Origin of the sequence: Fibrobacter sp. UWB7 (genome assembly GCF_900142945.1) — a bacterium.
Classification (GTDB): Bacteria; Fibrobacterota; Fibrobacteria; order Fibrobacterales; family Fibrobacteraceae; genus Fibrobacter.
Window position 1 is genome coordinate 328,330 of sequence record NZ_FRCO01000002.1, and the last position, 12,267, is coordinate 340,596.

Consider the following 12,267-nt stretch of genomic DNA (forward strand, 5'->3'; position numbering starts at 1 on the left):
TCGCTTACACTTCCACAGCGGCGTATTCTCCGTCATCATCTTTTTCGCTTTCGTCGCCAGCCACACTAGACATCCTTCTAGCAAGCTCGATGAGCGTCTGCACACCAAAGCCGGTGGCACCGTATTCAGTGTACTTCCAAGCCTTGTTCACAAAAGCCGTGCCTGCGATATCCCAGTGCGTCCAGGCGGTGTCTTCGGGCACGAATTCCTGCAAGAAGAGGGCGGCGGCAATGGCGCCAGCATCACTTCCGGTGTTCTTTAGGTCAGCGAAATGATCCTTCAAGGCGTCGGCGTATTCTTCTTCGAGCGGCATGCTCCAGAACTTTTCGCAGCAGGCTTCACCGCAGTTGATGACGTTCAAGGCGAGGGCGTCGTCATTGCTGAAGAATCCGGCAACAGCGTAACCAAGAGCGCGAACCATGGCTCCCGTAAGTGTGGCGAGATCAACAATGTGCGTTGCTCCGATAAGGCCTGCTTCGGCAAGACCGTCGCTGAGCACGAGGCGTCCTTCAGCATCGGTATTGTCGACCATGACCGTCTTGCCGTTCTTGGCAGTAAAGATATCGCCCGGCAGCACAGACTTGTTGCCAATCGCATTTTCGGCGAGGCAGCACACAGCGCTCACCTTAATCGGGAGTTCTAGTGTAGCAATTGCCTGGATGGCGGCAAGTACCGTTGCGGCACCGCTCATGTCGCTAATCATTTCAGGCATGGATTTAGGCGGCTTGAGGCAGAGACCGCCCGTATCAAACGTGAGGCCCTTACCGACAAATACCAAGTGATCGGCGGAAGTGCGCGCATTTTTCGCGGCTTTCCCAGCGCTCTTGCTTCCGTCGTAACTGAGCGTAATCATGTACGGCTCGTGCGAGCTGCCCTTGCCGACAGTCACATGTCCCATGAAGCCTTCTTTTTCGAGCTGCTTCATGTTGCGCACCTTGATCGAAAGCCCCGGCGTGTACTTTGCAATAGTATTTGCATTTTCAACAAATTCAGCAGGTGTGAGGTCGCTAGAGCTTGTGTTGATCAAATTCTTGGCGAGCACAATTGCTTTGTTTTCAACAGCGACTTCTTCTGCAATCTTCTTGAATTCTGCGGTATGTTCGCCTGCGACGAGTTCGAACGTGACCTGGAAGGCCTCTTTCTGTTTGCTCTTGTAGGCATCGAACTTGTAGTCTGCATAGTGAAGCCCAAGCAAAATGCTCTTGAACTGTTCCGGGGCGGCGTCGGCAAGCATAATCGAAACAACAGGAATTTGGCGCTTGCAAGCTTTCTTGGCGAGGCGGAATGCAGCCATGCGCAAGTGGTCGAGGCTCGAAAGTCCGCGTTCCTTGGCGGCGTTCACGAAAAGGGTGGACTGACCATCAATTTCCAGAAGTTCCAAGTCTTCGAACGGTCCGTCTTCCATGCCGTTCAAAACAGATTCAACCTGTTTTTCGGCGTTTTCCGATAAGACATTGGAAAACTGGACGGACTTTTTAACAAAAAAGAGGGCGCTTACATTAGCTTTGCCCGTAGCGGTTGATACAATATTCGTTTTCATATAGCGTAATCTAGCATTTTATAAATGAGGCGCTTGTTTTTTATATTGGTTTTTCGATTATAAAAATACTATAATATTACATGATTATCATTGGAGGATTATATGAATCTGAAATGTACTGGATTTTTAACCGCTATTGCCGTTTCTGCCGTGATGGCTCAAAACGAAACTCCTGCCGCTGAAGTTGCCGCTCCGGCTGCAACACCGGCTCCGGTAGAACAGGCTGCCCCTGCTCCAGCAGCTCCTATCGCTGAACAGGCTACACATACCGAAGACAAGTTCTCCCAAGTCGAAAAAGAACTGGCTCCGGAGAACCTATTCTCTGAACCGACTGCCGTCCGTGGCGAAGATGCCGCTAAGCCGGTAGTCAAAGAAACGACAAAAAAGTTTGTTTACCGCCCTGTCTATTCGCCTTCCGAAGTTGAAACAAGCGGAGCTCCCGTAAAGACAATCTACGTTACCGAAAAGCCTTCTCCAGAAACTATTGATACAGATGAACTTCGTGGGCTTATTCCGTTGAAGTTTACATTTGGTCTCCAGGGCTTTATTGGTAACGAATTCCTGTCGGGGGATAATGGTCGTTATGAATACGACAGCTATTCTGGCTTGACTTGGAATGTCGGTGCATTCGCCCTTATCCCGCTCGATGAATACAACATGGCTATCAAGACGGGAGTGATGTTTGAACACGATAAAGTGTCCAACAGTTTCGGTTATAACGTTGATGGAAAGTATGGTGAATACCGCGCCACGTTCAACCAGTATCGCATCTCTATCCCGCTCCTCCTCTCATTGAAGGGAGCGAAGTCCAATCTCCATTTCGACGTGGGTCTCCAGCCGTCCTTTGCCGTTTCGGATAACTTTAAGTTAAAGTCTTCTGAAAGAACAAGTAAGTTCGATATGATGGACAAGGATTATCGTTCTGCGATTGACTGGTCGATTGTCGTTGGCTTTGGCATCCGTGCTAATCGTTACATTGGTTTCGACGCCCGCTTCTGCTGGGGACTCAACAACCAGTATGACGACTTCCCGTCATCAGTTTGGGGCGGTGTCAACAACCTGTCCTCGAAGGCTGTTTCTGTTGGTGCAACATTCTACGCATTATAGTATAACATGATTCTTGCTATTGTGGCCATTGTCGTAGGCCTTGTTCTTCTGGTCTGGAGTGCAGACCGGTTTGTGGATGGGGCCGTCGGCGTGGCCCAATTTTTTGGTATGAGCACGTTCCTAATCGGCATGATTATTGTCGGTTTTGGAACGTCTGCGCCAGAAATGGTCGTCTCAGTTTTGTCTGCAATGAACAATTCTCCACAGCTTGCGTTGGGGAACGCTTATGGTTCCAACATTGCAAACATAGCACTGATTCTTGGTACAACGGCTCTTATCGCTCCGGTTGTCGTCAAGAAGCAGGCGATGAAGCGCGATATCCCGATTCTCATTTCGCTGATGGCATTGACGTTTTTCCTGGTGAAAGACGGGAATGTATCTCTTATTGATGGCGTAATCTTGTTGCTTGCATTTGTGGTGATTACGGCATTCAACATTTCAATGGAGCTTCACGAAAAACGCAAACGTAAAAAAGCAAAACAGGCGGACAATGAAGAAGAAAATGCGCCTGCCGAAAAAGTTTCGATTGTCAAGTCTTTCGCATGGTTGCTTGTGGGGCTTGTGCTTTTGATTGTAAGCTCGAGAATGCTGGTCTGGGGCGCTGTCTACACGGCACAGGCACTTGGTGTGAGCGACTTGCTGATTGGGCTTACGATTGTCGCAATTGGAACGTCTCTTCCGGAACTTGCAAGCTCTATTGCAGCCGCTCGTCGCGGCGAAAATGATTTAGCCGTCGGAAACGTAATTGGTTCGAATATTTTTAACACGCTTGTCGTAGTCGGGCTTGCATCTGTTATTGCACCGATAAAAGCTGCAGATCCAGAAGTCATGAGTCGTGACGTGCCAATTATGATTGCTCTCACGCTTTTGCTTTTCTTTATCTGTATCCCTTTCAAGAAAAAGAATGGCAAGCGTGTGAGTGGTTTTGGACGAATTGGTGGAGCGCTCTTCTTGAGCCTTTACATCGCATATTTAGTACTGCTCGGAATCCAGGCAGTTTAAACGATTAATTTCCAAAAGTCCAGACGATGCCGTAAGCGAAACGGAGTCCTTCAGGCGTATAGCCGGATTCCGGGGCGTAAATGCTGTGGTTGAAATTCTCGATGCGGTTGTAAAGTTCAAACGTGAGAATCTGCATACGCGCTTCGAAATCCATCGCTAAGTACTTGTTGAGCTGTACTAGCTTGGGCTTGCCATTTTCATCAATGGTGCAGTCGTAGCGGTTGTTGAACCACTGGAAGTCCACGCGAACGCTCACACCGAGCCTATCTTTCACAAATCGATTTTGCCAATGGATACTGCCTTTGTAATAAAGCGAAGGCGTGTCGATAAGCTTTGTGCGAGTGATTTTTTCGCCACGTTCGAAGTAGAATTTCCAGTTTCCAAGACGGAAGCCGATTTGCATCAACCAGTCGAGCGTATGGGCATGATCGAGATTTTCGTAGCGGAAGGCGTTTTCCAGGGAATCGGTAACTTCGGTAATCGTCACATCGTTAATATCATCGTATGAACTCGTTGAATCGATTTTCCCAGCGATAGCCCAGTGGGGCTTGATCAAGTTGTTAGCGTGTTCATAGCGCAGTCCAAGACCATAAAAGACATCGCGTTTTTGCCACACGAGATTGGCTGTCGTACGGTCGCGCACTTCGTGCTTGAGGTCTTCGTTCGGGAATGCAATTCGTCCTGTTTCGATGAGCTTGATTTGATTCACGTCCGGGAACTTGTTGTCGTGGCGGTACGAGGCGCTTGCCATCAAATGATATGGAAGCAAGTATGTTCCATCAATTGAAAACGCGGGTGCAAATTTGACCTCGTTAAGGAGCGAACTGTTGCGCTGCATGCCTGCTTGCACACGGAAAAGAGCCTTCCCGAAAAGCGTATCGGAAACTTCGGCATAACCAATTTCGCGGTCTTGGTAATGCGTTTTCTTTTTCGTGTCGCTGCCCGATTCTTCGGTGTTTAGAAATTCATATTCAAAATGGAGTTTCGGGTTCAAGAAGGCGTTGTAGCGAACATCGAAGTTTCCGAGAATCGTTTCGTAATTGCGGACTTTGCTCGTGTCGTAATAACTGATGTTGATGCTGCGTAGCCCGTTTTCATTGTAAGTCGTGTCCGAACTTTTGATAATCCTTGAGAGCTTACGCAATTCTATTTCGTGATTGCCGTAATGGATTTCTGTGCCGAGCGTCAAATCCTTGATGGGGTAGAATTCAACGCCTCCGCCATACGTGCGAGATTCGATGATAATCCTGTACGGGTCTGTCTGAAAATTGCGAGCTGTCGGATCAAGTGTATCGAGCAAAACTTCGTGCGTTGTATTGTCGGCATTGTCGAGACTTAAATAGTTTATCTTCACAAAAGCCTTGCCGTAGCCAAATCGCCAAGTGACAATGGGCTGGAGGTGCATGCTGTTCATGGCGATGTTACGGCCGCCAAACGGGATTTGCGTAGAGTCACGACCCAATGCAAAATACGGCGAATGCGTCACAGGCTGGTATTCATACGGTTTTGAAAGCATGTCGGAATGGCTTGCCACACCGAGGTCTAGCGTCACCGAGTCTGTAATGAGGCGGCGAAATTCCAGTCGCAAAGCGTTGCCTTCAAATGCACCGCGTTCCCAGTTCACATCTGTAATCGGCGTATCGACCGGGATTCCATGACGCTCTTCAAAGAGAATGCCGTTTTCGCCATTGAGGGCGAGCGTCGAACCGTCATAGCTTAAACGCGTGGTGTAAATGCCTGCGAGCTTGCTCGGGTAGCGCTTGCTTAAGCTGCCAATGCCAAGAGCTTTGGCGGGGAGTTCCGGACTACCGAGGATGGACGTGCCGAGCACCCATTCTGATTTTTGACCAGAAAGGTCGTACGTGCGCTGCATGACTTCACGCAGCGGAATGATCCAACGACCAGCATCCGTTTCTCGAGGTGCTGGGTCGGGGGAGTTCGGCGTTTCAAAAACAGAGTCCTGCGGAGCGGGGCGTTTGCTCTGCTTGGCGTGGATGACATCCGCAAAAACGCTTGATACAAGCGTCGACAATACAGCAATTAGAAGAATTCCACGATTCATTAGAACCATTCTGCACGAGACTTTTCGCGTCTTTCTCGAAGTGCCTGGACAACTGTGTAGGGCATTTTCATGCAACCTGGGGGGTAAGTCCCGTTTTCGGTGTGGAAGTCGGAACCGCCTGTACCCACAAGACCAAACCTTTGAGCCATTTCCTTGTACTTGCGTCCAACAGCACCCTTTTGCGCAGGGCTGTAGACTTCCATGCCCTGAATGCCCCATTCCACCATATTTTCGATGAACTTGTCGCTGAGCCCGGATTTGTACGGGTGGGCAAGTACGGCAATGCCGCCGGCGTTTTCTATCAGTCGGATGGTTTCTTGCGGGTTGAGACCTTTCTTTTCGACGAACGCGATACAACCGTCACCGAGGTATTTCGTGAACGCTTCGGAGAAGTTCGAAATGTATTCTTCATCGACGAGCGACATCGCAATGTGCGGGCGTCCGATGATTTTCCCCTTGCAGTACGAATGCACTTTTTCGAATGTAATGCCTATGCCGAGCGCATTCAGCTTCTTGATAATCGCTTTCACGCGGGCGATGCGCTGCTTGGCAAAATCTTCGAGTTCCATGTTCAAGGCGAGGTTCGTCGGGTCGCAGAAGTAACCTAGAATGTGGATGTCCTTGCCTTGCCACACGGCAGAAATTTCAATTCCAGGGATGATTTCGAGACCGATTTCCTTGGCGGGTTCTTCGGCGAGCTTGTAGCTGTCGAGATTGTCGTGATCCGTGATGGAAATGCAACGAAGACCTTTGCGCTTGCAGAGCATGAGCAATTCATCAACGGAAAGTGTACCGTCAGAGAGCTTGGTATGCATGTGCAAGTCTGCATAGCCGCCATTTTCGGTGATGATTGTCGAAAACATCTTTTGCATGGCTAGCCTTTTTTACCCTTTGTAAAATAGCGTGCCATCATCCTAGCGGGCGAAATAGTCTTGAGCGGGTGGAGACTTAAGTTTAAGAACGGGTACTCCTTGGCGCAATCAAAACCGACTCGGCACGCGGCACCACTAACGAGGGCGAGGTATAAAAATTGTGGTTTGTACGGACCTGGATAAACACAGGCTGTAGGGGCAAAAGTTTTTACTTGATATTCAAGTTTATCGAAAAGGGTCTCTCCATAGCGGCAGCCTTTATCGGTGTAGTAAGAAACTTGAGCCTTTGTCTTTGAAAAGAGAATTTCTAGATCGCCGTGGGCAACAAACAAGATTTTTTTGAGATTTTCGTCGGGGATTTCGCTTAGGATGACTTTAGCGACTTCCTTTTCCTCGGGCATGAAGATCACGACTTTTTCGCCGTTCTGCAAGCATTCGGGGAACGAAAATGTCATGGAGTTCTTTATGTCTCCTGCTTTTTTGGCAAACCAACGATATAATAATGGCTTGCAAAGAAAGCGCATTGCAAAATAATTTTTGCCGTCGGCAAAGTACCGTGAAGAAAACAAAAGGTCTCCTAATTCTAAATTCGCTAAAAATATATTAAATTTGCGCCATGCCTAAACAGAAGTTCTATGCCGTAAAAAGCGAAAATGAAAAGAAAATTGTAACCACGTGGGACGAGTGCCAAAAACTCACGCATGGGGTTAAAGGTGTTTTGTTCAAATCCTTCGGTTCCCGCGAGGAGGCTCAGGCTTGGCTCGACGGAATGGAGGCTCCTGCGCCCGATGGGATCCGTGTATTTGTCGATGGTTCGTTTTCGCCTGGATTTGGCCCAGCCGGCTGGGCGTTTGTTGTAACTGAAGACGACAACGAACTTGCCCGTGGTTCGGGAATTACGGCATTCGATGCTGAAAGTAGGAATATCGATGGGGAAGTGATGGCTTCGTTCCAGGCGATGAGATGGCTAGATGCGCACGATATGAAGGGCGTTATTTGCCACGACTACGAAGGCATTGCGCGCTGGGCTAAGGGTGAATGGCAAGCCAAGAGCGATATCGCCAAGATGTATGTGGCGGCTGCAAAACCTTATCTGCATCGAGTGCAATTTGAAAAGGTCGCCGCCCATACTGGCGTCAAGTGGAACGAACTTGTAGATAAACTAGCAAAAGAAGCAATCGCAAAAGCGAGAAAGAAATAACTACTCGCTTTCGTGCTTGCTCATGCAGTGGAGGCTGCCGCCTTCTTCAATCACAGTGCGGCAATCAATACCAATTACCTTGCGATCCGGATACACGCTCTCGAAATACTTCTTTGCCTTCGCATCGTTCGGGCACTTGTATTTCGGGAAGATGAGTCCACCGTTCACGTAGATGTAGTTCATGTACGATGCTGGGAGAATTTGTCCGTCATCGAGCACGCGCTGCGGCGGGAGCGGGAGCGTATCGACCTTGGCGGTTTCGTAATGTTCCTTAAGCCAGCTTTCGATGAACTGCTTGGCTTCGGTCAAAATCGCGTAGTTGGGGGAGCGCTTGTTGTCCGTCATGCACATGACGACTCTGTCTTTAGCGACAAAGCGTGCAACGTTATCGATGTGGCCGTCCGTGTGGTCGCCGTGCAATCCGTGCGGGAGCACGAGCATTTCCTTGAGACCGAATGCCTTGCAGAGAGCTTTGACGACTTTCTTCAAGTCTTTTTCATCGTTGCGGTTCTTGCCGACGAGGCAATCTTCGGTCGTAATGCCGAGACCGTCTCCGTTGACTTCAATAGCGCCGCCTTCGAAGATGAACGGGACGCTTTCGTTGAGCGGGAGTCCCTGATTTTCGGCAATCTTCTGCGGAATGGCGTTGTCGAGTCCCCATGGCGGGAACTTGGCTCCCCAAGCGTTGAACTGCGTTTCGGTAACGACCTTCTTGTCGCCTTTTTTCATAAAGAACGGACCGTAGTCGCGAATCCAGATGTCGTTTGTCTTGATGACAATGAAGTTCACCGGGAACGGGCGATTGGCGAGAGATGCCTTTTCTTCGTCAGTTAAAAAGTTCTTGGCGGGGAGCAACAGATTCACCGGCTGGAATTCCGTGATGTTACGGATAAGTTCTATATAGAACTTGCGGATGTTGATGCCGCGTTCTCCATACCAGTTCGTCTTGTTGTGCGGGAATGCAAGCCACGTGGCACTCTGCTTTTCCCATTCCGCCGGATAACGAATTGAATTTTTCGTCATGGAAAAAATCCTTTATATTAAATCTTTGGTCAATAGTCATTAGTCAATGGTCCTTAGTCTTATAATTGCAGCTTTGCTGCCTTTTTTACTAATAGCTAATGACTAACGGCTAACAACTAATCAGCCCAAATCTTCAAAATGTCCTTGTACAAGTCCACGCGTCTGTCGCGGAAATGCGGCCACCAACGGCGATTTTCTTCGGTTTCGGCAAGGTCGAGCTCGACATAGCTTGCACCCAAGAATTCCGGATCGCACTTTTGCAAAATGTATCCGTCCGGAGCAGCGACAAAGCTTGTGCCCCAGAACGTGAGGTGTCCTTCGACGCCCGAGCGGTTAGCAGCAATCACGAATGTGCGGTTTGCAATCGCATGTCCGCGCATGACAGTCATCCAACTATCTTGCTGTCGCGGGTAAATTTCCTTGGGTTCAGAATCCATCCAACCAATAGCAGTCGGGTAGATGAGCACGTCGGCCCCCTTGAGGCTCATGATGCGGGCTGCTTCAGGGAACCACTGGTCCCAGCAAATAAGCACGCCAAGCGTACCTGCGCTCGTCTTGATCGGTTCGAAACCGGTGTCACCCGGAATAAAGTAATACTTTTCGTAGAAGGCGGGGTCGTCGGGAATGTGGCTCTTGCGGTAAAGCCCAGCGATGCTTCCGTCACGTTCAAACACGAAAGCCGAGTTGTGGTAGATGCCACGAGCGCGCTTTTCAAAGAACGGGAACACGACAACGGCGTTCAGTTCCTTTGCAATTTCTTGCCATTCGGCGACAATCGGGTGATCCTTTTCAATCGCTAAATCGAAAAAGTCTGCGTTTTCTTCGAACGGGAAGTACGGAGTGTGGAAAAGTTCGGGGAGGACGAGCAAATCGATGTCTTTGCCCTTGAGCTTGAGCGCTTCGTCCTTGTACCACTTGTTGTTGGAATCGAAATCCCCGGTCCATTTGCCTTGCAACGTATATACTTTAATCTTGTTCATGTGCAATAATTTAGCAAAAACGAGTCATAACTTCAATTTTTTGTAAGAACAATGTTTTGTTTGCGTAAAATCACGATTATGATACGCGTGTGAGTTGTAAGTTTTCTATATTAACCCTTGAATTTTAAAAACCTTGATATTTTTAATAAAAGGATAAATAATGTCTCTTAAACTCATTTCTCGTGGTGTTGCTGCCGTGCTCGTTACTGCCGGTATTGCTTCTGCTCAGTTGATGAATACGAAAAGCATCGATGTCATCCGTGTCGAAAAGACCGGTATTTCTGCTGGTAAAATCGATAGCCTTGCAACCATGCTCGGTCAGCAGCAGGCTCCGGGCCAGAAGTTGACTGAAGAAATGATGACTCAACTTCGCTATGCCGTTGTTGACAATCTCGTGGGTCAGGAACTCATCAAGCTCGAAGCCAAGAAGATGGGCATCAAGGTTTCCGCATCCAAGGTGGACAGCTTGACCGCACTCTTCAAGAAGCAGTTCCCGAGCGAAGAAGCTTTCCAGAAGGAACTCAAGAAGTCTAACACGACGATGGCTCAGTTCAAGTCCAAGATTGAAGACCAGCTCAAGAGCGAACAGATTCTCGAAAAGAAGGTTCCGTATCCCGAAGCTCCGACCGAAAAGCAGCTCCAGGCTTTCTGGGAACTCAACAAGACTAAGGTCGCTATCAACGATACGATTAGCGGTGCCCGCATCTTTATCTCTACCAAGGGTAAGAGCGCTCAGGAAATCAACGATGCTAAGGATATGTTGAAGGGTCTTGCAGCCCAGGTTCGCTCCAAGAAGGCTACGTTTGCTCAGCTTGCAGCCATGTACAGCGACGACAAGGAAGCTAAGAAGACTGGCGGTATCATGAACAAGTTCCTCGCCAAGTCCAAGGGCGCCGCTTTCGCCAAGGCTGTTGGCAAGATCAAGGTCGGTGAAATTTCCGAAGTCATTACGGAAAATGACGGCGTGTCTATCTTCATGCTTACCGAAAAGAACGATGGCAAGTTTGAAAGCTACAAGCACCAGATCGATTACATCTTGCGCGTGCAGGCTGAACAGGAACGCCAGGCTAAGCTCAAGGCTTACCTCGACGACCTCGGCAAGACCTACAAGGTCCAGTACCTCGACAAGAAGTACGAACCGCCTCAGGCAATCGGCTCTGCTAAGTAATAGCACGAACTGTTTGTACGTGTCATTCTGAGCGAAGCGTAGCGAAGTCGAAGAATCCAGAGATCCTTTTGGGTCCTTCGATTTTGAATCTACGGTTCTGCACTCAGGATGGCACTTCTTTTTTTAACTAGCTGATATTAGAGGTTTGATATGGCATTCAACACTACACATACCGGGCTTATCGAGTTGCGCAGCCGCATCGATAAACTCTGGGGGTATCTTTGACTTAGAGGCAAAGACCGAAGAACTCTACGTCCTTGAAAAGGATTCCGGCGACCCGAACCTGTGGAACGATCAGGAAAAGGCGCAGGCAATGATGAAAAAGATTGGGAACCTCAAGGGACTCATTGATTCCTGGAAAGAAGTTTCCCAGACATGCGACGACCTTGCCGAGCTTTATGAAATGAGCAAGGACGAAGAATCTGCCGACCTTACGGCGACGCTTGAATCCGACATTGCAGACCTAAAGTCCAGAGTCGAAGCAATGGAATTCAAGAAAATGCTGAACGGTCCGGACGATGCCTGTGCATGCCTCATGTCCATCCATCCGGGTGCAGGTGGTACAGAGTCCCAGGACTGGGCGCTCATGCTTTTCCGCATGTACACGCATTTCTTTGAACGCGAAAAGATGGATTTCAAGGTTGTGGACTTCCAGGAAGCAGAAGATGCGGGTCTCAAGAGTGCTACGATTGAAGTCACTTGCGAAAACGCTTACGGCTTGCTCCGTTCGGAAATCGGCGTTCATCGCTTGGTGCGCATCAGCCCGTTCGATGCCAATGCCCGTCGCCATACGAGCTTTACCGCCGTTTATCTGTATCCTGAACACGAAGATGTCGAATTCGATCTCGACATGTCCGAAGTGCGTGTGGACACGTACCGCAGTAGTGGTGCCGGTGGTCAGTACATCAACAAGACGGATTCCGCAGTGCGTATGACCCACTTGCCGACAGGCATCATGGCGAGCTGCCAGACGGAACGTTCCCAGATCCAAAACCGTGAAACCTGCTACAAGATGCTCAAGACCATGGTCGCAGAACACTACCGCTTGGAAGAAGAAGCGAAGCGCGATGCCCGCATGGCAGAGAAGAAGAAGGTCGAATGGGGTAGCCAGATCCGCAGCTACGTGTTGCAACCGTACCAGCTTGTGAAGGACCTCCGCACAGGCGTTGAAACGTCTGACACGGCAGGCGTGCTCGACGGAAAGATCAAGCCGTTCATCGACGCTTATCTGCTGAGCACAAGCGAAGTGAATAAGCAGTAACGCGCCTTGCTTTCGTGATTCGTCATCCTGAGCGAAGCGAAGACAACTCAG

The 12,267-nt window shown here is 49.2% G+C and carries 11 protein-coding genes; 5 read left to right on the forward strand and 6 right to left on the reverse strand.

Annotated elements, in window-relative coordinates; genetic code table 11:
- Positions 1-4: 4 nt before the first annotated feature.
- Positions 5-1,540 (reverse strand): leucyl aminopeptidase family protein, encoded by a 1,536-nt coding sequence (locus BUC30_RS06880; protein ID WP_073424161.1) that lies wholly within the window; start codon positions 1,538-1,540, stop codon positions 5-7.
- 102 nt (positions 1,541-1,642) lie between these two features.
- Here BUC30_RS06880 and BUC30_RS06885 point away from each other — a divergent pair, with 102 nt between their 5' ends.
- Both BUC30_RS06885 and BUC30_RS06890 read left to right on the forward strand, forming a co-directional pair.
- Complete coding sequence (locus BUC30_RS06885) at positions 1,643-2,647, forward strand: porin family protein (protein ID WP_073424162.1); 1,005 nt, start codon at positions 1,643-1,645, stop codon at positions 2,645-2,647.
- Between the two features lie 6 nt (positions 2,648-2,653).
- Complete coding sequence (locus BUC30_RS06890; protein WP_073424163.1) at positions 2,654-3,649, forward strand: calcium/sodium antiporter; 996 nt, start codon at positions 2,654-2,656, stop codon at positions 3,647-3,649.
- Positions 3,650-3,653: 4 nt separating this feature from the next.
- Here BUC30_RS06890 and BUC30_RS06895 read toward each other — a convergent pair whose 3' ends face one another.
- From BUC30_RS06895 to BUC30_RS06905, 3 genes are read right to left on the reverse strand one after another with little or no spacing between them, the layout of a single operon-like run.
- Positions 3,654-5,711 (reverse strand): TonB-dependent receptor, encoded by a 2,058-nt coding sequence (locus BUC30_RS06895; protein WP_244536532.1) that lies wholly within the window; start codon positions 5,709-5,711, stop codon positions 3,654-3,656.
- Positions 5,711-6,583 (reverse strand): PHP domain-containing protein, encoded by an 873-nt coding sequence (locus BUC30_RS06900; RefSeq protein ID WP_014545083.1) that lies wholly within the window; start codon positions 6,581-6,583, stop codon positions 5,711-5,713. The genes BUC30_RS06895 and BUC30_RS06900 overlap by 1 nt, the downstream gene beginning before the upstream one ends.
- A gap of 2 nt (positions 6,584-6,585) precedes the next feature.
- Positions 6,586-7,038, reverse strand: coding sequence for a hypothetical protein (locus tag BUC30_RS06905; RefSeq protein ID WP_244536533.1), 453 nt, complete (start codon positions 7,036-7,038; stop codon positions 6,586-6,588).
- A gap of 161 nt (positions 7,039-7,199) precedes the next feature.
- On the opposite strand from BUC30_RS06905, the gene BUC30_RS06910 reads away from it, so the two are divergent.
- A complete protein-coding gene (locus tag BUC30_RS06910) occupies positions 7,200-7,784 on the forward strand; it encodes a ribonuclease H1 domain-containing protein (RefSeq protein ID WP_073424165.1) in 585 nt (194 codons plus the stop codon).
- Here the strand turns inward: BUC30_RS06910 and BUC30_RS06915 are convergent, their stop codons facing one another.
- A complete protein-coding gene (locus BUC30_RS06915) occupies positions 7,785-8,807 on the reverse strand; it encodes an agmatine deiminase family protein (RefSeq protein WP_073424166.1) in 1,023 nt (340 codons plus the stop codon).
- Positions 8,808-8,923: 116 nt separating this feature from the next.
- Positions 8,924-9,787, reverse strand: a complete 864-nt coding sequence (locus tag BUC30_RS06920; protein WP_015732470.1) for a carbon-nitrogen hydrolase — start codon at positions 9,785-9,787, stop codon at positions 8,924-8,926.
- Positions 9,788-9,947: 160 nt separating this feature from the next.
- On the opposite strand from BUC30_RS06920, the gene BUC30_RS06925 reads away from it, so the two are divergent.
- Positions 9,948-10,955, forward strand: a complete 1,008-nt coding sequence (locus BUC30_RS06925; protein ID WP_073424167.1) for a peptidylprolyl isomerase — start codon at positions 9,948-9,950, stop codon at positions 10,953-10,955.
- Positions 10,956-11,105: 150 nt separating this feature from the next.
- Positions 11,106-12,216 (forward strand): peptide chain release factor 2 gene (gene prfB / locus BUC30_RS06930; RefSeq protein WP_139260801.1). Its coding sequence is split into 2 segments (ribosomal slippage): positions 11,106-11,177 and positions 11,179-12,216, totalling 1,110 coding nucleotides; the frame shifts between segments, so codons are not numbered across the junction.
- Positions 12,217-12,267: the final 51 nt, after the last annotated feature.